This window comes from Janthinobacterium sp. FW305-129 (assembly GCF_020858115.1).
In the GTDB taxonomy this organism is placed as follows: domain Bacteria; phylum Pseudomonadota; class Gammaproteobacteria; order Burkholderiales; family Burkholderiaceae_D; genus Janthinobacterium.
This window is the reverse complement of record NZ_JACYMM010000006.1, coordinates 242,985-262,643: the sequence shown is the minus strand read 5'-3', so window position 1 is coordinate 262,643 and position 19,659 is coordinate 242,985. Positions and strand designations below refer to the sequence as shown.

Annotated in this window: 20 protein-coding genes; 15 read left to right on the top strand and 5 right to left on the bottom strand. The window is 64.2% G+C overall.

What is annotated here, in order from left to right:
- Positions 1-87: 87 nt before the first annotated feature.
- Complete coding sequence (locus IGS61_RS14335; protein ID WP_230540182.1) at positions 88-996, bottom strand: LysR family transcriptional regulator; 909 nt, start codon at positions 994-996, stop codon at positions 88-90.
- A gap of 118 nt (positions 997-1,114) precedes the next feature.
- Here IGS61_RS14335 and metE point away from each other — a divergent pair, with 118 nt between their 5' ends.
- From metE to minE, 4 genes are all read left to right on the top strand, one after another.
- Positions 1,115-3,427 carry a 5-methyltetrahydropteroyltriglutamate--homocysteine S-methyltransferase gene (metE, locus tag IGS61_RS14330; protein ID WP_230540181.1) on the top strand — a complete coding sequence of 771 codons (2,313 nt, stop codon included), beginning with the start codon at positions 1,115-1,117 and terminating at the stop codon, positions 3,425-3,427.
- Between the two features lie 229 nt (positions 3,428-3,656).
- Positions 3,657-4,406, top strand: a complete 750-nt coding sequence (gene minC, locus IGS61_RS14325; protein WP_230540180.1) for a septum site-determining protein MinC — start codon at positions 3,657-3,659, stop codon at positions 4,404-4,406.
- Between the two features lie 37 nt (positions 4,407-4,443).
- Complete coding sequence (minD, locus tag IGS61_RS14320; protein ID WP_034752889.1) at positions 4,444-5,259, top strand: septum site-determining protein MinD; 816 nt, start codon at positions 4,444-4,446, stop codon at positions 5,257-5,259.
- Between the two features lies 1 nt (position 5,260).
- Positions 5,261-5,512: a cell division topological specificity factor MinE gene (gene minE, locus IGS61_RS14315; protein ID WP_034752886.1), complete on the top strand. Its 252-nt coding sequence runs from the start codon at positions 5,261-5,263 to the stop codon at positions 5,510-5,512.
- A 3-nt stretch (positions 5,513-5,515) separates the two neighbouring features.
- On the opposite strand, the gene IGS61_RS14310 is transcribed toward minE, so the two are convergent.
- A complete protein-coding gene (locus tag IGS61_RS14310) occupies positions 5,516-6,019 on the bottom strand; it encodes a YcjF family protein (RefSeq protein WP_230540179.1) in 504 nt (167 codons plus the stop codon).
- A 169-nt stretch (positions 6,020-6,188) separates the two neighbouring features.
- Here IGS61_RS14310 and IGS61_RS14305 point away from each other — a divergent pair, with 169 nt between their 5' ends.
- The 7 genes from IGS61_RS14305 to IGS61_RS14275 all read left to right on the top strand — a co-directional run bounded on the left by IGS61_RS14305 (position 6,189) and on the right by IGS61_RS14275 (position 13,775).
- The gene (locus tag IGS61_RS14305) at positions 6,189-6,878 is read left to right on the top strand and encodes a response regulator transcription factor (protein ID WP_230540178.1); all 690 of its coding nucleotides are present in this window, start codon (positions 6,189-6,191) and stop codon (positions 6,876-6,878) included.
- Between the two features lie 81 nt (positions 6,879-6,959).
- Entirely contained in the window at positions 6,960-8,234 is a 1,275-nt protein-coding gene (hemA, locus tag IGS61_RS14300) for a glutamyl-tRNA reductase (RefSeq protein ID WP_230540177.1), read from the top strand.
- 87 nt (positions 8,235-8,321) lie between these two features.
- Positions 8,322-9,398 carry a peptide chain release factor 1 gene (gene prfA, locus IGS61_RS14295; RefSeq protein WP_152257601.1) on the top strand — a complete coding sequence of 359 codons (1,077 nt, stop codon included), beginning with the start codon at positions 8,322-8,324 and terminating at the stop codon, positions 9,396-9,398.
- 185 nt (positions 9,399-9,583) lie between these two features.
- On the top strand, positions 9,584-10,054 hold the full coding sequence (locus IGS61_RS14290; protein ID WP_230540317.1) for a disulfide bond formation protein B: 471 nt from the start codon (positions 9,584-9,586) through the stop codon (positions 10,052-10,054).
- 10 nt (positions 10,055-10,064) lie between these two features.
- Entirely contained in the window at positions 10,065-10,895 is an 831-nt protein-coding gene (gene prmC, locus IGS61_RS14285; protein WP_230540176.1) for a peptide chain release factor N(5)-glutamine methyltransferase, read from the top strand.
- 215 nt (positions 10,896-11,110) lie between these two features.
- Positions 11,111-12,712, top strand: a complete 1,602-nt coding sequence (gene gshA, locus IGS61_RS14280) for a glutamate--cysteine ligase (protein WP_230540175.1) — start codon at positions 11,111-11,113, stop codon at positions 12,710-12,712.
- A 19-nt stretch (positions 12,713-12,731) separates the two neighbouring features.
- Positions 12,732-13,775 carry a histone deacetylase family protein gene (locus tag IGS61_RS14275; RefSeq protein WP_230540174.1) on the top strand — a complete coding sequence of 348 codons (1,044 nt, stop codon included), beginning with the start codon at positions 12,732-12,734 and terminating at the stop codon, positions 13,773-13,775.
- Between the two features lie 6 nt (positions 13,776-13,781).
- On the opposite strand, the gene IGS61_RS14270 is transcribed toward IGS61_RS14275, so the two are convergent.
- Positions 13,782-14,564 carry a LytR/AlgR family response regulator transcription factor gene (locus IGS61_RS14270; RefSeq protein ID WP_230540173.1) on the bottom strand — a complete coding sequence of 261 codons (783 nt, stop codon included), beginning with the start codon at positions 14,562-14,564 and terminating at the stop codon, positions 13,782-13,784.
- The gene (locus IGS61_RS14265; RefSeq protein WP_230540172.1) at positions 14,551-15,816 is read right to left on the bottom strand and encodes a histidine kinase; all 1,266 of its coding nucleotides are present in this window, start codon (positions 15,814-15,816) and stop codon (positions 14,551-14,553) included. Before IGS61_RS14265 ends, IGS61_RS14270 begins: the two co-directional genes overlap by 14 nt.
- Before the next feature lie 286 nt (positions 15,817-16,102).
- On the opposite strand from IGS61_RS14265, the gene IGS61_RS14260 reads away from it, so the two are divergent.
- Positions 16,103-16,528 (top strand): organic hydroperoxide resistance protein, encoded by a 426-nt coding sequence (locus tag IGS61_RS14260; protein ID WP_099377761.1) that lies wholly within the window; start codon positions 16,103-16,105, stop codon positions 16,526-16,528.
- A gap of 61 nt (positions 16,529-16,589) precedes the next feature.
- On the opposite strand, the gene IGS61_RS14255 is transcribed toward IGS61_RS14260, so the two are convergent.
- Positions 16,590-17,423, bottom strand: a complete 834-nt coding sequence (locus IGS61_RS14255; protein WP_230540171.1) for a type 1 glutamine amidotransferase domain-containing protein — start codon at positions 17,421-17,423, stop codon at positions 16,590-16,592.
- A 107-nt stretch (positions 17,424-17,530) separates the two neighbouring features.
- On the opposite strand from IGS61_RS14255, the gene IGS61_RS14250 reads away from it, so the two are divergent.
- The 3 genes from IGS61_RS14250 to IGS61_RS14240 are packed head-to-tail and all read left to right on the top strand — an operon-like array spanning position 17,531 to position 19,615.
- Positions 17,531-18,439 (top strand): LysR family transcriptional regulator, encoded by a 909-nt coding sequence (locus IGS61_RS14250; RefSeq protein WP_230540170.1) that lies wholly within the window; start codon positions 17,531-17,533, stop codon positions 18,437-18,439.
- Positions 18,440-18,479: 40 nt separating this feature from the next.
- Positions 18,480-18,947, top strand: coding sequence for a GNAT family N-acetyltransferase (locus tag IGS61_RS14245; protein WP_230540169.1), 468 nt, complete (start codon positions 18,480-18,482; stop codon positions 18,945-18,947).
- A complete protein-coding gene (locus IGS61_RS14240; RefSeq protein WP_230540168.1) occupies positions 18,944-19,615 on the top strand; it encodes a diphthine--ammonia ligase in 672 nt (223 codons plus the stop codon). The genes IGS61_RS14245 and IGS61_RS14240 overlap by 4 nt, the downstream gene beginning before the upstream one ends.
- Positions 19,616-19,659 lie beyond the last annotated feature (44 nt).

Here is a 19,659-nt window from a genome sequence, read left to right as displayed (position 1 = left end):
ACAGTACTCAACTGTAAGCGGTGGTTCATTGCTGAACCTTGATATTTATCAAGCTTTGCTGTTGGTTTGTTTCCAATTCAACGTTGATCAGGACAACAACTTGATACCGTCGAGCGAGGCCGCGCACTGTTCGCGTATCACGCTGACGAAATCGCGCACATACGCCTTGTCCTGCAACGGTTCCGGCACGGACACGTACAGGTCGCTCCACAAGCCGTGCTCGCCCACCGGGCGCGCCACCACATAATCGTAATCGACGTAATTCTTGATGGCCCAGTTCGGCAAGGCGGCGATGCCGCGCCGGCTCGCCACCAGCTGCAGCACGGCCACCGTCAATTCCGCCGTGCGGCGTTCAAACTGGATCCCGGCCGGCCGCAGCACTTCGCGGATCAGGTCGATGCGCTCTTCCGGCACGGGATAGGTGATCAGGGTCTCGCCCGTAAAATCGCTCGCCGCGAGGCGGCGCTGCGCCTGCAGCCGGTGCTTCTGCGCCATCACCACCAGCATTTCAAAGCGGAACAGGGGAAACACGGTGAAATCGGGGCCGTACGGCGAGCCAATGACCAGATCCGCCTCGCCCGAGCGCAGCAAGTCCGCCGGTTCGCTGTGAAAGCCGGAGACAAGATCGATCTCCACTTCCGGCCAGCGCTGGCGGAACGCATCCATCACGGGCATGAGCCAGTCGAAACAGGTATGGCATTCGAGCGCCACGCGCAGCTGCCCCTTGTCGCCCTGCGACAAACGCGCCACGTCGCGCTCGGCCAGCTCGATCTCGGGCAGCAGCTTGTCGGCCAGCTCCAGCAGCCGGCTGCCCGTGGCCGTAAACGCGATCGGCATCGACTTGCGCTCGAACAGGGGCGCCTTGTAGCGCTCTTCCAGCAAACGGATCTGGTGCGACAGCGCCGACTGGGTCAGGTTGAGCAGTTGCGCGGCGCGCACCAGGCTGCCGGAGGAACGCAGGGCACTCAGGGTGCGCAGGTGGCGGATTTCTAGCATCGGGGAAATGACGTCTGTACGTGAATTATTTTCATGTTATTCGGCAAAATGTTTCGTTTTGATTATAGACCAAGTTGCCGCACACTCTAGCGCATTCACATTAAATCTCGATGACATCATGACCATTCGTACCCACATCCTTGGCTTTCCCCGTATCGGCGCCGCGCGCGAGCTGAAACGGGCGCTGGAAAGCCACTGGCGCGGCGAAGTCTCCGAGGCGGCCCTGGAAGCGACGGGCCGGCAACTGCGGGCGCGCCACTGGGCCCTGCAAAGGGACGCGGGCCTGGCCTGCGTCACCGTGGGCGACTTCGCCTTCTACGACCAGGTAGCCAGCCATATACAGCTGCTGGGCTGCGAACCGGCGCGTTTCAACTTTACGCCGGAGCAATCGCCGCTGGCGCGCTATTTCACCATGGCACGCGGCGCGGACGCGCACGCCGCGCATGCCGGCTGCGGCCACGCGCACCATGAACACGCCGCAGGCACAGCCGCGCTGGAAATGACCAAGTGGTTTGACACCAATTACCATTACCTGGTGCCCGAATTATCGCCGCAGACGCAATTTTCTTTGGCCTGCGAGCGCCTGCTGGCGGAAGTGGCCGAGGCACAGGCGCTGGGCCACGAGGTCAAGGCGGCCCTGATCGGCCCCCTCACCTTCCTGTGGCTGGGCAAGGAAAAGACGCCGGGCTTCGAGCGCCTGGCCCTGCTGGAACAGTTGCTGCCCGTCTACGGCGCCCTGCTCGACCGCCTGAAACAACAAGGCGTGGCCTGGGTGCAGCTCGACGAACCGATCCTGGGCCTGGACTTGCCCAATGCCTGGCGCAGCGCCTTCGAAAGCGCCTACTGGCAGCTGAACCAGGTGGGCGTGAATATCCTGCTGGCCACGTATTTCTCGCCGCTGGAAGAAAACCTCAGCCTGACGTGCCGCCTGCCCGTGGCCGGCCTGCACGTGGACGGCATCCGCGCGCCGCATGAACTGACCAGTGTGACGGACTGGCTGCCCGCGCATAAAGTCTTGTCGGTCGGCATCGTCGACGGGCGCAATATCTGGCGCACCGACCTCGACGCGGCCCTGGCCGTGCTGCAGCCGCTGGCGGCCAAACGCAACGGCCAGCTGTGGCTGGCGCCGTCGTGCTCCTTGCTGCACGTGCCGTTCAGCCTGGAAGCGGAGACGGACCTCGATGGCGACATCAAGAGCTGGCTGGCGTTTGCCACGGAAAAACTCACGGAACTTGCGCTGCTGAAAGGTGCGCTGGAAGGCCATCCCGACGATACCGCGCTGGCGAGGTCCCGCCGGGCCATCGCCAGCCGCCGCGCCAGCCCCCGCGTGCACCGTGCGGCGGTCGCGCAGCGCCTGCAGACGCTGTCGCCCACCGTCGACCGCCGCGATTCCGGCTTCCCGCAGCGCCAGGCCATGCAGTGCGCGCGCCTGCGCCTGCCCGACTTTCCCACGACGACCATCGGCTCCTTCCCGCAGACGGCGGCCATCCGCGCCGCCCGCGCCAGCCATCAACGGGGCGAACTGGCCGTGGACGAGTATGAACGGCAGATGCGCGCCGAAATCGCCCACGCCGTGGTGCGCCAGGAAGCGCTGGGCCTGGACGTGCTCGTGCATGGCGAAGCGGAACGCAAGGACATGGTCGAATATTTCGGCGAGCAGCTCGACGGGTTCGCCTTCACGCGCCACGGCTGGGTGCAATCGTACGGCTCGCGCTGCGTCAAGCCGCCCGTCATCTACGGTGACGTGCAGCGCCCGGCCGCCATGACCGTCGCATGGACGGTGCACGCGCAAAGCCTGACGGATAAACCCATGAAAGGCATGCTGACGGGGCCCGTCACGCTCTTGCAATGGTCGTTCGCGCGCGACGACCAGCCGCGCGCCACGACGGCGCTGCAGATCGCCCTGGCCATGCGCGATGAAGTGCAAGACCTGGAAACGGCAGGCATCGGCATCATCCAGATCGACGAGCCGGCCATCCGCGAAGGCTTGCCGCTGCGCCGCGGCCAGTGGGATGCCTGCCTGGACTGGGCCACGCGCGCCTTCCGCATCGCCGCTTCCGTGGTCAAGGACACGACGCAGATCCACACCCACATGTGCTACGCCGAGTTCAACGACATCCTGCCGCAGATCGCCGCCATGGATGCGGACGTCATCACGATAGAAACGAGCCGCTCGGACATGCAGCTGCTGACGGGCTTTGGCCAGTTCCAGTATCCGAACGAAATCGGCCCCGGCGTGTACGACATCCACTCGCCGCGCATCCCCACGACCGTCGACATGGTGAAATTGCTGCAAAAAGCCAGCGCGGTCATTCCGTCAGCCAATTTATGGGTGAACCCGGACTGCGGCTTGAAGACGCGGGGCTGGGCGGAAACGGAGGTGGCCCTGAAAAATATGGTGGCGGCGGCGCGCCAGATGCGCGCGGCTTGAGCCAGGAACAGCGCCGTCAGGGCGCATGTTGGGCTGCTTTCGGGGCGGCGCACCGGTTTTCCGGGGCGCCGCCCGTTTTTTTTGACCTGAAGTAGGTGTTGCCCTGCGGAATAGCACACTCCAGGCCCCTGATGCTGATTTTTTTGCAGTAGAATGCAAGAAATTTACTGCTCCCATTGTTGCCGTACGGAACATCTGGCCTGCCGCAGTTTCACTTTGATAAATGTTTATGTCCAAAAGCCCGTCGCAGAAGCCTATCGAAATCAAGATTTCCACCGTCGTTGCCGTTTCCGCCATCATGCATAGCGCCGATACGCAGGCACTCGATGCCGCCTTGCGCGACATGACGGGGGGCGTGGCCGATTTTTTCGAGGACGACCTGGCCGTGCTGGACGTGGCCGATTTGCCGCCTGGCAGCACGCCCATCGACTGGGCCGGCCTCGTGGCCCTGCTGAAAAAATACCGTTTGAATGCCGTGGCCGTACGCAATGCGCCCGCCGACATGCATGACGCCATCCTGGCGCAAGGCCTGAGCCTCGACAGCGGCAAGACGCGCGACGATGCGCCGCCCAAGGATGGCCCCAAGGATTCCGCCACGGCCGCCGCCCAGTCGGGCGCCGAAGCGCAAGTGATGGTGATCGACACGCCCGTGCGTGCCGGCCAGCGCATTTACGCGCGCGGCTGCGACCTGATCATCACCGCCGTCGTCAACAATGGCGCCGAAATCATCGCCGACGGCAGCATCCACGTGTATTCCTCGCTGTACGGCCGCGCGCTGGCCGGCGCCTCGGGCAATCCCCAGGCGCGCATCTTCGCGCTGGCCATGGAACCGGAACTGGTCTCGATCGCCGGCGTGTACCGCACGTTCGAGGATGGTTTCCCCCCGGAAATGGCGCGCGGACCCGCGCAAATTCGTTTGGCTGGAGACAGAATCGATATACACTCTGTCAATCCGGTCACTCCCGTGAACCGCTCTTAAGCTGCACAATTCAAGAGATATCTGAAAAGGATTATTTGTGGCAAGAATTATTGTTGTGACGTCCGGCAAGGGCGGTGTCGGCAAGACGACCTCTAGCGCCAGTTTTTCCACTGGCCTGGCCATGCGCGGCCACAAGACAGCCGTGCTCGACTTCGACGTGGGCCTGCGCAACCTCGACCTGATCATGGGTTGCGAGCGCCGCGTCGTCTACGACCTGATCAATGTGATCAATAAAGAAGCGACCCTGAACCAGGCCTTGATCAAGGACAAGCACTGCGACAACCTGTTCATCCTGCCCGCGTCGCAGACGCGCGACAAGGATGCCTTGTCGGAAGAAGGCGTGGAACGCGTGTTGAACGACCTGATCAACATGGGTTTCGAGTTCATCATCTGCGATTCGCCGGCCGGCATCGAGCATGGCGCGCTGATGGCGCTGACGTTTGCCGACGAAGCCATCATCGTCACCAACCCGGAAGTGTCGTCGGTGCGCGATTCGGACCGCATCCTGGGCATCCTGCAAGCCAAGTCGCGCCGCGCGCAGACGGGCGGCGAGCCCGTCAAGGAACATCTGCTGATCACCCGCTACTCGCCGAAACGCGTGGAATCGGATGAAATGCTGTCCTACCAGGACGTGCAGGAAATCCTGCGCATCCCGCTGGTGGGCATCATTCCGGAATCGGAACAAGTGCTGGCCGCCTCGAACCAGGGCAACCCGGCCATCCATTTCACGGGCACGGACGTGGCGCAAGCCTATGAAGACGTGGTCTCGCGTTTCCTCGGCGAAGAGGTCGAGTTGCGCTTTACCAACTATGAAAAGCCTGGATTACTCCAGCGCATTTTTGGGGCGAAGTGATATGGCCTTGCTTTCTTTCCTGTTCCCCCCCAAGCCGAAGACGGCCACCGCGGCCAAGGAACGCCTGCAGATCATCATCGCCCGCGAACGCAGCGGACGCGATGGTCCGGACTTCCTGCCCGCCCTGCACAAGGAATTGATCGCCGTCATTTCCAAGTACACCAAGGTGAATGCCGACGACATCAAGATCTCGCTGGACCGCCAGGGCAACCTGGAGGTGCTCGACGTCAACGTGGTGCTGCCGGACGCGTAAGACCTACTCCGGCCTCACCGTGAGCAATTCCTGCGCCACCGCGGCGCAGGCGTTCACGTGCTGGTTGCCGATCTGGCGGAATACGGCGTAGCCGATGGCTGCCGCCACCGCCTGGCCGGCGAACGGCACGAAGCGCGCCACCTGCTTGGTGGCAATCTTGACGCCACTGCGCTTGAGCAGGTGGAGGATCAGTTCGCGCGACACCAACTTTCCCACCAGCATGCCGCCCATGCCCACCGCCGCGCGGTAGGCCATCATCTTGAACTGCGGGTTCAGGCGCTCGATCTGCTCGGGCGTGAGGCCGAATTCGTGGTTGATATCGTTGATCAGCATGGAAAACAGGCCGACATCCGACATCAGGTCGATGCCGGGAATGGGAATGGCCGAGGCGCCGGCCGACATCATGGCGCGCCGCTGCACCAGGCGCCGGCAACGTTCACGCACTTGCTCGATTTCCGCATGACTGGCCGGTATCAGGGTCCAATCGGTAGTGCTCTTGTCTGGCATGGCCGCTTCTCCGCTGGTAGGGGGTAGATGAACAAGTGTAACGTAAAGGCCTGCGCTGCCGATTTCACTGGACACAGTTGCAATCTCTGTTATATTTCACTTGAGCATTCCTTAACATTACGATAAGCAGAGCAGACCGTCTGTTTGTTGCTACACACTCCAGCCCATTATGCGAATTGCCGTACTCGATAGCGACCATAGCCAGGCAGAACTGATCTGCCAGGTGCTCACCGCCGCCGGCCACGCTTGCCACGAGTTTCAGAGTGGCAAGGAAATGCTGGGGCAATTGCGCAAGGACAGTTGCGACATGCTCATCCTCGACTGGCATGTGAGCGATCTGGACGGCGCCGAAGTCTTGCGCCGTGCCCGGGAAAAACTGGCGCCCAAGGCGCCCGTGTTGTTTATGACCAACAGTTCCGGCGAGGACGACGTGGTGGCGGGCATGACGGCTGGGGCCGACGACTACATGATCAAGCCCCTGCGGCGCAGCGAACTGACCTTGCGCACCCAGGCGCTGCTGCGCGTGGCCTACCCGGCCCAGAATGGCGCCGAGAACTTGCAATTCGGTCATTACACATTTGAAACCCGCCCCGGCCGGCTGCTGAAGGATGGCGAAGTGCTGGACGTGACGCACAAGGAATTCGCCCTGGCGCTGCTGTTTTTCCGCAACCTGGGCCGCCCCCTGTCGCGCGCCTACATCCACGAAGCCGTGTGGCAACGCGACACGGCCCTGCCCTCGCGCACCATGGATACCCACGTTTCGCGCGTGCGCAACAAGCTGCAGCTGAAACCGGAACACGGCTACCGCCTCGTGCCCGTCTACAGTTATGGTTACCGTCTGGAAAAACTGGGCGGCTGAACGGCGGCAAACGGCTGACCTGCTCAAAGCGCGGGCACAAAGCGTTATAATGTCGGCATAAGTCATCCCAACAGCCCTGAAATGCAACTGCTCGCCGTCGGTCTCAACCATACCACCGCCCCAGTGTCGCTCCGCGAACAGCTGGCGTTTGCGCCTGAGCATCTGGGTTCGGCGGTGATGGCGGCGCGTACCTGGTTCCAGCGCATCGATCTGCGCGACAACGACGAAGCGGCCATCCTCTCGACCTGCAACCGCACGGAACTGTATGCGGCCAGCCATGTGCCGAACCCGCTCGACGCGGGCGCGCATTTCCTGGCCGACTACCACAAGCTCAACTACAGCGAGCTGCGCCCCCACTTATATATGCTGCCGCAGCACGATGCCGTGCGCCACACCTTCCGCGTCGCCTCCGGGCTCGATTCGATGGTGCTGGGCGAAACGCAGATCCTGGGGCAGATCAAGGACGCCATCCGCACGGCCGACGAGGCGGGCGGACTGGGCACGTATCTGCACCAGTTGTTCCAGCGCAGCTTTTCGGTGGCCAAGGAAGTGCGCAGCAGCACGGAAATCGGCGCCCACAGCGTGTCCATGGCGGCCGCTGCCGTGCGCCTGTCGCAACGCATCTTCGACAAGATCGCCGAACAGAATGTGCTGTTCATCGGCGCCGGCGAAATGATCGAACTGTGCGCCACCCACTTTGCCGCACAAAATCCGAAAAGCATCACGATTGCCAACCGCACCATGGAGCGCGGCGAGGAACTCGCGCACCGCTTCAACGGCACGGCCATCCGCCTGGCCGACCTGCCGGAAAAGCTGCACCAGTTCGACATCGTCATCTCGTGCACGGCATCGTCCTTGCCGCTGCTGGGCCTGGGCCTGGTCGAGCGCGCCATCAAGGCGCGCCGCCACAAGCCCATGTTCATGGTCGACCTGGCCGTGCCGCGCGACATCGAGGCGGAAGTGGGCCGTTTGAACGACGTCTTCCTGTACACGGTCGATGACCTGGGCAAAGTCGTGCAGACGGGCCTGGAAAGCCGGCAAGCGGCCGTGGCGCAAGCCGAGGCCATCATCGAGACGCGCGTACAATCGTTCATGAGCTGGGTCGACGACCGCGCCATGGTGCCCGTCATCCAGCATTTGCATGAAAACAGCGAATCGTTGCGCCTGATGGAAGTGGAACGGGCGCGCAAGATGCTGGCCAAGGGTGCCGACATCGACGCCGTGCTCGAAGCGCTGTCGAAAGGCTTGACGGCCAAGTTCCTGCACGGCCCGCAGCAGGCGCTGCACCATGCGCAAGGCGACGAGCGCAAGCAGCTGGTCACCCTGCTGCCGAAACTGTTCCGCCCCCGCCGTTAGCGCAGCCCCGCTGGCCGCCCGCGCGGCCGCCCCCTGCCCGCCTGCCGGGCCTGCATCATCCCTACACTCTTTTTACCGCGAATCGCTATGAAACCATCCATGCTGGCCAAACTCGATCAACTGGCGAATCGCCTGGTCGAACTCGACGAACTGCTGATGCACCCGGACGCCACGTCGAACATGGACAGCTACCGCAAGATGACGCGCGAGCACGCCGAACTGGGCCCGCTGGTGGCCCTGTACCGTTCCTACCAGGAAGCGGGCAACGATATTGCGACAGCGCAAGAGATGCTGTCCGACCCGGACATGAAGGAATTCGCCCAGGAAGAGATCGAGGCAGCCAAGGCCACCATGGCGCAGCTCGAGCGCGAACTGCAGACCATGCTGCTGCCGAAGGATGTCAACGACGAGCGCAATATCTTCCTGGAAATTCGTGCGGGCACGGGCGGCGACGAATCGGCCCTGTTCGCCGGCGATTTGTTGCGCATGTACACGCGCTTTGCCGAGCGCAACCGCTGGCAGGTGGAACTCGTGTCGTCGTCGGACTCCGACCTGGGCGGCTACCGCGAGGTGATCGTGCGTATCGTCGGCAATGGCGCGTATTCGAAGCTGAAATTCGAGTCGGGCGGCCACCGCGTGCAGCGCGTGCCGGCCACGGAAACGCAGGGCCGCATCCACACCTCCGCCTGCACGGTGGCCGTGATGCCGGAAGCGGACGAAGTGGAAGACGTCAACATCAACCCGGCCGACCTGCGCATCGACACCTACCGCGCCTCGGGCGCGGGCGGACAGCACATCAACAAGACGGATTCGGCCGTGCGCATCACCCACTTGCCGACCGGCATCGTCGTCGAATGCCAGGATGACCGCAGCCAGCACAAGAACAAGGCGCAGGCGATGAAAGTGCTGGCCGCGCGCATCAAGGACGTGCAATTGCGCGAACAGCAGTCGAAGGAAGCGGCCACGCGCAAGAGCCTGATCGGCTCGGGCGACCGCAGCGAGCGCATCCGCACGTATAACTTCCCGCAAGGCCGCCTGACGGACCACCGCATCAACCTGACGTTATATAAACTGGATTTCATCATGGATGGGGATTTGACGGAACTGACGAATGCCTTGGCGGCGGAGCACCAGGCGGAGCTGCTTGCCGCGCTGGGCGATTAAAAAGCGTCCATGGCGGCGTTGCATCGCCTGGCCGTACATTCGTACTGCCTGCGGCGCTGCGCCTTGCCCTGAACACTTTTTAAAGCGCCCAGCCAGATCAAGGGTTTAAGTAGCGGCTAAGCAATAAAAATCGGCCCTTGTGCGAAAATGACCAGCTCGATTCCATCCACCTCACCGTGTCGCCCATGAAAAATTCACGCACCGTCCTCCTGTCGATCGCCGCCCTGTGTTTCCTGATGCTGGGTGTGGCCATGTATTTGCAGCATGCCATGAACATGGCGCCGTGCCCGCTGTGCGTGATCCAGCGCTACCTGTTCCTCGCCATCGGCATCGCCTGCCTGGCGGGCGCCGCCGCCAACCGCCCGAAAATCGGCGCCGGCATCGGCGTGCTGGCGGCCCTGGGCGGCCTGGGCGTGGGCGCCAAGCATTTGTACGTGCTGGCCAACCCCGGCTTCTCGTGCGGCATCGACCCGGTGGAAACGGCGCTGAACAAGATTTTCACGGCCGAACTCATACCCTTCATGTTTGAATCGTATGGCGCCTGCGAAAATGCCGGCGAGCCGTTTTTCGGCCTGTCCATCCCGCAATGGGCGTTCATCTGGTTTGCCATTTTTACCGTAGGCCTGCTGTGGACACTGCTGCGCCGCAAGAAATAATAGACTATTCATGCCAGAAACACTGATACCCGCCGGCAGCACTGTCGGCGCCCTGCAAATCCGTCCGCTGCTCGATCCGCTCGACAACCGCATCCTGCTGGGCCACGCGCTGGGCCTGTCGCGCGTCTCGCTGATCACGCAATCGGAGCGTGTGCTCACTGCCGCTGAGGCCGAGCGTTTGTCAGTCTTGCTGGCGCGCCGCCTGCAAGGCGAGCCGATCGCCTACATCGTCGGCCAGCGCGAATTCTTCGGCTTGCCCTTTGAAGTCAACGATGCCGTGCTGATCCCCCGCCCCGACACGGAAGTGCTGGTGGAACTGGCGCTCGAGCGCCTGCCGCCCGGCGGCCGGGTGCTCGACATGGGCACAGGCAGCGGCGCCATCGCCGTCGCCCTGGCCTACACGCGGCCGGACGCCGTCGTCACGGCCCTGGACGTGAGCAGCGCGGCGCTGGCCGTGGCGCGCCGCAATGCCAGCGCCAACGGCGTCAACATCACCTTCATGGCCAGCGACTGGTTCGAGGCGCTGGGCACGGAAAAATTCGACCTGATCGTCTCGAATCCCCCCTACATCGCCAGCGGCGACCGCCACCTGGCCGAGGGCGACCTGCGCTTCGAACCGGCCGGCGCGCTGACCGACCATGCGGATGGCCTGTCGGCCCTGCGCACCATCGTTGCCGGCGCCGCGCGCCACCTGGCGACGGGCGCCTGGCTGCTGATGGAACACGGCTATGACCAGGCGGCCCAGGTGCGCGAGCTGCTGGCCGCTGCCGGCTACAACAAAGTGCAAAGCTGGCGCGACCTGGCCGGCATCGAAAGAGTCAGCGGCGCCCGCCTGGGCTGACCGCGCCATCTGCGCAAAGCTTGACCCGGCGGCGCGCCAGATCCCCCCGCAGTTTGTTAAAATATCAAGCGAATTCCTGACCGAAGCGCCGCCCCCCTTGCCCGGGGCGGACGCTGGCGACGCGGCGTTTTTTGGGCCGGCGCCGACGCATTTGCCAAAATTCGGTTAATCTCAGCACAAATTATTTATATGCTGCACAAGAAAGGAAGCTCAAATTGCCCAACCTGTTGACTCGCCGCCTGGCATTGCTGACCGAAGATGCCAACCGCGCGCTGCTGGGCGGCTTGCGCGGCATCGAGCGTGAAACCCTGCGCGTCGACCATGCCGGCCATCTGGCTTCCACGCCCCACCCCGCCGCCCTGGGCTCGGCGCTGACGCACCCTGAAATCACCACCGACTACGCCGAAGCGCTGCTCGAATTCATCACCCCGGCCGAAACCGACATCGCCGTCACGCTCGACAAGCTCGATACCGTGCACCGCCATGCCTACAGCCGCCTCGGCGACGAGTTGCTGTGGAGCCAGTCGATGCCTTGCCAGCTGCCGCCCGAGGAAGATATCGAGATCGCCAACTACGGCACGTCGAACATGGGCATGCTCAAGCACGTCTACCGGCGCGGCCTGGCCTTGCGCTACGGTAAAGCCATGCAATGCATCGCCGGCATCCATTACAACTATTCGCTCGACGAGCAGCTGTGGCAAGTGCTGGCCAGCCATCCGGGCACCAGCGCCAGCCCGGCGCACGCAACCGCCACGCCGAAAGACGTGCAGTCGGAAAGCTACCTGGCGACGATCCGCAATTTCCGCCGCTACAGCTGGCTCTTGATGTACCTGTTCGGCGCTTCGCCAGCCCTGTCCGCCGGCTTCCTGCGCGGCCGCGCGCACAAGCTCGACACCTTGTCCGACGACACCCTGTTCCTGCCGTACGCCACCAGCCTGCGCATGAGCGACCTCGGCTACCAGAACGATGCCCAGTCCGGCCTGCGTCCGCACGAAAACAGCCTCGATGATTACGTCAACGCCCTGACGCACGCCGTCAACGACCCGTATCCGCCGTACGCGGCGCTGGGCACGAAGAAGGATGGCGAGTGGATACAATTGTCCACCAATGTGCTGCAGATCGAAAATGAGTACTATTCGACCATCCGCCCGAAACGCGTGATCCGCACGGGCGAGCGCCCCATCCAGGCCCTGTGCCTGCGCGGCGTGCAATACATCGAAGTGCGCTGCATGGATGTCGACCCGTTCGAACCGGTCGGCATCAGCCTGGAAACAGGCCGCTTCCTCGACGCCTTCCTGCTGTTCTGCGCGCTCGACGACAGCGCGCCTATTTCCGCCGAGCAAAGCGCCTGCTACACGCACAATTTCGCCCGCACCGTCAAAGAAGGCCGCAAGCCGGGCTTGAGCCTGCGCCGCGACGGCGAAGAGATCACCCTGCAGGCGTGGGGCGAGGAATTGCTGGCGCGTATCGCGCCCGTGGCGGCCTTGCTCGACGCGCGCCAGGGCGGCACGCAGCATGCGGACAGCCTGGCGGCGCAAGCCCGTAAACTGGCCGACCCGGACGCGACGCCCTCGGCGAAGGTCTTGGCCGAGCTGCGCGCCAACGGCGGCTCGTTTGCCGCCTTCGGCCTGCGCCAGAGCGAACGCCACGCCGCCTGGTTCCGCGCGCATCCGCCCACACCCGGGCAAAGCGCGTATTTCGACCAGCTGGCGGAAAGCTCTCTGGCCGAGCAGCGCGCCATGGAAGCGGCGCCCGCCGGCAGCTTCGACGACTTCGTCGCCGCCTACCGCGCCAGCACCTTGTGCTCGCACACCTGACCTTGCGCAAAACGCCCCGATGCTGACCTTCTATAATGAATTGCACGGCCAGCACCGGGGCCGCTTCGAATGGTTTCGCGGCGCCATGGTGCCCTGCTTCGAGGCGCCGGAGCGGGCCGACATGGTGGTGGCCGAACTGGGACGGCGCAACCTGGGCCGCATCGTCACGCCGCACGGCGTGCCGCTGACGTCGCTGGAACGCATCCACACGCCGCGCTACCTGCATTTCCTGCGCCACGCCTGGCACGACTGGCTGGCACTCGACCCGGATAACGCCAGCAAGGATGCCTTGCCATCCGTGTGGCCCGTGCGCACCTTGCGCAGCGACATCGAACCGGACGACTTCACGGCCAAGCTGGGCCTGTACTCGATGGACAACGGCACGCCGCTGACGGCCGGCACATGGACGGCGGCCAAGACGGGCGCCGACTGCGCCGTCAATGCGGCCCATGCGCTGCGCCTGGGCGAGCGGGCCACGTTTGCCCTGACGCGCCCGCCGGGCCACCATGCGGGCAGCGATTTCTTCGGCGGCTACTGTTTTCTCAACAACGCGGCCCTGGCCGCGCAGCATCTGCTCGACGACGGCGCGCGCAAGGTCGCCATCCTCGACATCGATTACCACCACGGCAACGGCACGCAAAGCATCTTTTACGGACGCGACGACGTGCTGTTCGCCTCCATCCACGCCGATCCGCGCAGCGAATACCCGTTTTATCTGGGCCACGCCGACGAGACGGGAAGCGGCGCGGGGCTCGGCTACAACGTCAATCTGCCGCTGCCGGCCGGCACCACCACGGCCAGCTGGTTCGCCGCGCTGGAGACGGCTTGCCTGCGCATCAAGATGTACGCGCCCGACGCGCTGGTGGTGTCGCTCGGTGTCGACACCTTCGTGGGCGACCCGCTGTCGCATTTCTCGCTGCAAAGCGGCGACTACCTGCGCGTGGGCGAACGCCTCGCGCATCTGAACCTGCCCACCGCCTTCATCCTCGAAGGCGGCTATGCGGTCAAGGAAATCGGCATCAATGTCGTCAATGTGCTCGAAGGTTTCGAGACGGCGGACTAAGCCGGCCTACATGTTCCGGAACAAGGCCATGAACGGCTGGCTCACGGCCAGGGTTTCCGGCCGCGTTTTCAGGCGCAAGGCGCCACGCCCCACCTCGTCGCGCGTGACCGAGGCCACCATCTTCATGTTGACGATGGTGGAGCGGTGGATCTGCTTGAAAATGGCCGGGTCGAGCACGTCGAGCAGTTCGCGGATCGGCTTGCGCAGCAGCGCCTCGCCCTCGGCCGTCATGACGGCCGTGTACTTGGTGTCGGATTGAAAATAGGCGATGTCTTCCACCATGATCAGGCGCGTATCCTTGCCGCTGCTGGCCGTCAGCCACACCAGCGGCGGCGACTTGGCCGCCGCCGGCAAGACATGGCTCAATTGCTGCAGCAAGCCGGCCAGCGCGCCGTCGCCCGCGCGGGCCTTGCCGGCCCGCGCCTGCAGGCGCTGCAGGGTCGCCTGCAGCCGCTCGCGGGCAATCGGTTTCAATACATAGTCGACGGCGCCGTTATCGAAGGCATCGATCGCGTACTGGTCGTAGGCCGTGACGAACACCACCTGCGTGGCGGGACTCGCTTCCAGCGCGCCGGCCGCCACTTCCAGCCCCGTCAAGCCCGGCATGCGGATGTCGAGGAAGGCGATATCGGGCTTGCGCGTGGCGATGGCCTCGAGCGCCGTGCCGCCGTCGTCGCAGGCGGCGACGATGCGCAGGTCCGGCCACAGTTCACCGAGCATCGCCACCAGCGCGTCGCGCAGCAGGGTTTCGTCTTCGGCGATGACGCACGTCATTTCAGGCGGATGCATACGACACTCCTTGCGCCGTGCTGTCCGGCACCGTGAGGGTGGCCGTCACGCCATCGGGGAAATTGGCGACGATGGCAAACGCGGCGGCATTGCCATAGATCAGGCGCAGGCGTTCGCGCACATTGCGCAGGCCGATGCCCGTGCCGGCGCCGTCGTCGCTGAAACCCTTGCCGTCATCGGCCACCGTGACGATCACCGTGCCATTGCCGCTGCGCGCCATGATCCAGATGGTGCCGCCGCCGCTTTTCGGCTCCAGGCCATGCTTGATGGCGTTTTCCACCAGCGTTTGCAGCATCATCGGCGGCAGTTCCACCTGGCGCAGGTATTGCGGTACCTCAATCTGCAGGTTCAGGCGCCCGCCCATGCGGATTTTCAGGATGTCGAGGTAGGCGCGCGCCCGTTCCAGCTCCGTGCCCAGGGTCGACATGGCTTGCTCCGTGCGCGGCAGCGAGTGGCGCAAATACAGGATCAGGTTGCCCAGCATCTCGTCGGCGCGCACGGGGTCGCTGCGCGTGAGCAGCTGGGCGCTGGCCAGGGTGTTGTACAGGAAGTGCGGCTCCACCTGCGCGTGCAGCAGGCTCAGCTTGGCCACCGTGAGTTCCTTTTCCGTCACCGTCTGGCGCGCCTCGGCCTGCTCGCCGCGGCGGCGCTGCGCCACCCGGCGGGTGATCGCCCGCGTCACCGCTTCCGCGTTTTCCAGGTTGCTGCCATGGTCGACGAGGAACCAGTCGGTCCAGGCATTGCGCGCCGGCTCGCAGATCAGGGTTACGCTGCCCGCTTCGCCATTCGGCGTGACGGTGGCGAGGATCTGGTTCGGCCGCGGCTCGAGGAAACCCAGCACGCGCATGCGGGGCAAGCCCGTGTCCGTGTACGGCGCCGCGCGGCGCACGCGGGCTTGCACCTGCAGGCTGTCGCGCGCGCTCTCGACCACTTCGCTGCCGGGCAATTCGCGGATGGCCGCGTCGATCATGTCGAATGCCTCGCCCGCCTCGAACGGGATCTCGATCTGGCGCCGCTGGCGACTCGACAGGGTAGCCGCATTGACGTCGCCGACGATCAGGCGCACCCGGCGCACATGCGAAAAGGCATTCGTGATGACGGCGCTGGCCAGCAGGGCGCCGACGATGACAAAAAAGCCTTCCGTGTGCCCGAAGATATAGCGCAGGAAGTTTTCGACCAGGAGGGCGGTGGCGATGATGTAGGTGAGCATCGTCGCCAAGGTGAGACGGAGAATAAAAAAGAGGCTGGTCATGATTTTTTCCCTGGGGTGTGAAGTGGAGCCAAGCATAACCATCGGCCCCGGCGGCGATGGCCATTATGCGATGGAAGGCCAATACTGGCGACAAAGGCAAGAAAATAAAGCTTAAATAGGCGCCGCCACGAAATAAAATCGCTTGCAATTAAATAGTGCGCGATATATATTGAGCACATGGACGCCGGAATTGCTTCTTCAGACGGACATCCTGGGGCTGCGGCCCACGAAACAAGTAGCACACTATTTAGTCGTTAACTATTTAATCAACACAAGGAAAACCATCATGTCGATCAAACAAGTCCTGTACCGCGCGCAAGCCACCGCCACCGGAGGCCGCGAAGGCCGTGCCGTCTCGTCCGACAATGTGCTGGACGTCAAGCTGACCACGCCGAAGGAACTGGGCGGAAATGGCGCCGTGGGCACCAACCCGGAACAACTGTTCGCCGCCGGCTACTCGGCCTGCTTCATCGGCGCCATGAAATTCGTCGGCGGCCGCGACAAGATCGCCGTGCCGGCGGACCTGTCGATCGAAGGCAATGTCGGCATCGGCGCCATCGACACGGGCTTCGGCATCGAAGTGGAACTGAAGATTTCGCTGCCGGGCATGGAACGCGCCGCCGCCGAAGCGCTGGTCGCCGCCGCCCACATCGTCTGCCCGTACTCGAACGCCACGCGCGGCAACATCGACGTCACCCTGACGATCGTGTAATAGCAGCAACACGTTGCGCCTCCCCGGCCGCGCCCCCCAGGCGCAGCCGGGGATTTTTGCTTCAGCGCAACGCCTGCAGCAGCTTGTCTGCCAGCGCGGGCGCCGAGGCGGGATTCTGTCCCGTGATCAATTCGCGGTCGACCACCACGTTGCTGGTCCACGGCGCCTGGTTCTGCACATATTGCGCACCGGCCGCCTGCAAGCCCGACTGCGGATAAAACTTCATCAATCCGCCCTTCAAGGCGCCCTGCGCCGCCGCCTCTTCCTCATTGCTGATCACCGTCATGCGGTAGCCGCTGTAAATCCAGTCCGCCGGCTTGGCCGGTGTCCGGCCCGCTTCCAGCGCGGCCGCAAATGCCTGCGCCTGCGGCAGGGCCGACAGCAGGGCGATGGGGCCATGGCACAGCAGCGCCGTCGGCTTGTTGTCGGCGTGGAACTGGCGCAGCAGCGCGCCCAGGCTGGCATCCTTCAACAGATCCTGCATGGGCGCGTGGCCGCCCGGCACCAGCACGGCCGCGTAATGGCCATAACCGATCTGTTCCACCCGCTTCAGGCTGATCACGGGCGAGCGGCCCGGCACCGTCAGCGCCAGCTGGTCGAGCAAGGCCTTGTGCGCCGCGTGGGCCGCCGCGTCGCCGCCAAAATAGGCGTCCGTATCCGAGCTGGCGTCCAGAGTCGGCGCCGGGCCCTGCGGCGTGGCGAACGTCACCGTGTGGCCCGCGTCGAGCAGCTTTTTCACGGGCTGCATCAATTCATTCAGATAAAAGCCCGTCGAAAACACCTTGCCGTCGCGCAAATCGAGGTGATTCGCGTCCGACAGCACGACGAGAACCTCGGCCGCCTGGGCGCCGGAAAAGGCAGCCAGCAACAGGCTGCTGATGAGTAATTTTTTCATGGTGTGGCCTTTCTGTGGAGAGGTCACCAGCATATTCCGAATCAAAATGCGGAAAAATGATGAATAATGCACAGCACTGATGCGGAATAGGACTGAATAGGAGTGACATGGACAAATTACAGGCGATGCAGCTGTTTCGCCGCGTGGCCGAGCTGGGCAGCTTTCGCCGCGCGGCCGACGAACTGGACCTGTCGGCCTCGTACGTGAGCCGGCGCATCGGCCAGCTGGAGCAGGAACTGGGCGGGCGCCTGATGACGCGCACCACGCGCCAGCTGGCTCTGACGGAAACGGGCGCCGCCTACCTCGAGCACTGCCGCAAGCTGCTCGACGAGCTGGCGCAGGCGGAGGACATGGTGGCCCACTCCACGGCGCACGTGACGGGCCGCCTGCGCATCAATGCGCCATTATCTCTGGGCGTGGGCGAGCTGGCCGAAGGCCTGGCCGATTTCATGGCCGACTGGCCCGCGCTGCGGCTGGACGTCGACCTGAAGGATGAATACGTCGACCTGGCGGCCGCCAACTACGACCTGGGCTTTCGCGTCACCACGGCGCTCACCGATTCGAGCTACGTGGCGCGCCACATCCACGACTACCGCCTGCACATCTGCTGCGCGCCCGCCTACCTGGAGCGCCATGGCCCGTTGGCCGAACCGACGGACCTGACGCGCCAGCGCTGCTTCATCTACAGCCACGCCCTGTTCGGCAACCGCTGGCCGCTGCGCCATGCGGGGCCGCACAGCGACATCGAGGTGCCGAACTGGGTGCGCACGAACAACACGCTGTTCATGCGCAGCCTGATCCTGCGCGGCCTGGGCATCGGCATCCTGCCCACCTTCGTCTGCCGCGAAGAGCTGGCCAGCGGCGCCCTGGTCGAGCTGTTCCCGGAAATCGAGCGCCCCAGCCTGGCGCTGTTTGCCATCTACCCGTCGCGCCAGCTGGTGGCGCCCCGCGTGACGCGCTGCATCGAGCACCTGAAGCAGTGGTATGCGCAGCGCTATCCCACGCCGGCGCCGTGAAGCCGGTAAAATCACGGCCACTCTCAATCAAGGATGCCCCATGATCAGCTGGCAATGGAACACGTTCGACGAACTCGGCCCCCACGATTTGTACCAGGTGCTGGCCTTGCGCCAGCGCGTCTTTGTTCTGGAACAACAGTGCCTGTATCCGGACCTCGATGGCCATGACCAGCAAGCGATGCACTTGCTGGGCTGGCAGACGGCCGATGGCCAGCGCGTGCTGGCCGCCTACCTGCGCGTGCTGGCGCCGGGCGCCAAGTATGTGGAAATGTCGCTGGGCCGCGTGTTGACGGCGCCCGAAGCGCGCAGCAGCGGCGCCGGCAAGCAGTTATTGCTTGAGGGCATCGCGCGCGCGGAACGCCGGCACCCTGGCCACGCCATCCGCATCGGCGCGCAGCAGTACCTGGAGCGCTTCTACCAGTCGTTCGGCTTTGTCACCGTCAGCGCACCGTACGACGAAGACGGCATACAGCACGTCGACATGCTGCGCGCGGAGAAACCGGCATGACGACGGCGCTGATTTCCTGGAGCGGCGGCAAGGATTCGTGCCTGGCCCTGTGGCGCGCGCGCAACGCCGGCCTGGACGTGCCGCTGTTGATCACGGCCATGGATGAAGATGGCCGCAAATCGCGCTCGCACGGCGTGCCGCCGGAATTGCTCGAAGCCCAGGCAGCCAGCCTGGGCGCGCGCCTGCAGCGCTATCACGCCAGCTGGGCCAGCTACGAAGAGCAATTCATCGCCATGCTGCGCGCGGCGAAAGACGCAGGCATAGAACACGCCATCTTCGGCGACATCGACTTGCAGCCGCACCGCGATTGGGAAGAAAAAGTCTGCGCCCGCGCCGGCCTGACGGCACACCTGCCCCTGTGGGGCGAAGCGCGGCGCGCGCTGGTCGATGAATTTCTCGCCGCCGGCTTCAAGGCCATCGTCGTCTGCATCAATGGCCAGCACCTGCCACGCGAATTTTGCGGGCGCGAGTTCGACGCCGCCTTCCTCGCCGACTTGCCGCCCGGCGTCGATGCCTGCGGCGAAAACGGCGAATTCCACACCTTCGTCTACGACGGCCCCGCCTTCAGCGCCCCGGTGGCGCTGCGCCGCACGCAAGTGCTGCAATATGACGCGCCGGCCAACCTGGGCGGCGCCACGTATTACTTCCAGGAGCTGGCGCCCGCTTAAACCGGCCAGCAAAGCAAAAAGGGCGATTCCGTGGAATCGCCCTT

What these genes read in the sequence shown, in the direction of transcription:
- IGS61_RS14245 (WP_230540169.1), top strand. Translation starts at nt 18,480, where the DNA reads ATGATCAGCTGGCAATGGAACACGTTCGACGAACTCGGCCCCCACGAT.
- IGS61_RS14270 (WP_230540173.1), bottom strand. Translation starts at nt 14,564, where the DNA reads ATGCATCCGCCTGAAATGACGTGCGTCATCGCCGAAGACGAAACCCTG.
- IGS61_RS14305 (WP_230540178.1), top strand. Translation starts at nt 6,189, where the DNA reads ATGCGAATTGCCGTACTCGATAGCGACCATAGCCAGGCAGAACTGATC.
- IGS61_RS14335 (WP_230540182.1), bottom strand. Translation starts at nt 996, where the DNA reads ATGCTAGAAATCCGCCACCTGCGCACCCTGAGTGCCCTGCGTTCCTCC.
- IGS61_RS14260 (WP_099377761.1), top strand. Translation starts at nt 16,103, where the DNA reads ATGTCGATCAAACAAGTCCTGTACCGCGCGCAAGCCACCGCCACCGGA.
- IGS61_RS14250 (WP_230540170.1), top strand. Translation starts at nt 17,531, where the DNA reads ATGGACAAATTACAGGCGATGCAGCTGTTTCGCCGCGTGGCCGAGCTG.
- metE (WP_230540181.1), top strand. Translation starts at nt 1,115, where the DNA reads ATGACCATTCGTACCCACATCCTTGGCTTTCCCCGTATCGGCGCCGCG.
- hemA (WP_230540177.1), top strand. Translation starts at nt 6,960, where the DNA reads ATGCAACTGCTCGCCGTCGGTCTCAACCATACCACCGCCCCAGTGTCG.
- IGS61_RS14290 (WP_230540317.1), top strand. Translation starts at nt 9,584, where the DNA reads ATGAAAAATTCACGCACCGTCCTCCTGTCGATCGCCGCCCTGTGTTTC.
- minE (WP_034752886.1), top strand. Translation starts at nt 5,261, where the DNA reads ATGGCCTTGCTTTCTTTCCTGTTCCCCCCCAAGCCGAAGACGGCCACC.
- IGS61_RS14265 (WP_230540172.1), bottom strand. Translation starts at nt 15,816, where the DNA reads ATGACCAGCCTCTTTTTTATTCTCCGTCTCACCTTGGCGACGATGCTC.
- IGS61_RS14275 (WP_230540174.1), top strand. Translation starts at nt 12,732, where the DNA reads ATGCTGACCTTCTATAATGAATTGCACGGCCAGCACCGGGGCCGCTTC.
- IGS61_RS14310 (WP_230540179.1), bottom strand. Translation starts at nt 6,019, where the DNA reads ATGCCAGACAAGAGCACTACCGATTGGACCCTGATACCGGCCAGTCAT.
- IGS61_RS14255 (WP_230540171.1), bottom strand. Translation starts at nt 17,423, where the DNA reads ATGAAAAAATTACTCATCAGCAGCCTGTTGCTGGCTGCCTTTTCCGGC.
- prfA (WP_152257601.1), top strand. Translation starts at nt 8,322, where the DNA reads ATGAAACCATCCATGCTGGCCAAACTCGATCAACTGGCGAATCGCCTG.
- minC (WP_230540180.1), top strand. Translation starts at nt 3,657, where the DNA reads ATGTCCAAAAGCCCGTCGCAGAAGCCTATCGAAATCAAGATTTCCACC.
- prmC (WP_230540176.1), top strand. Translation starts at nt 10,065, where the DNA reads ATGCCAGAAACACTGATACCCGCCGGCAGCACTGTCGGCGCCCTGCAA.
- IGS61_RS14240 (WP_230540168.1), top strand. Translation starts at nt 18,944, where the DNA reads ATGACGACGGCGCTGATTTCCTGGAGCGGCGGCAAGGATTCGTGCCTG.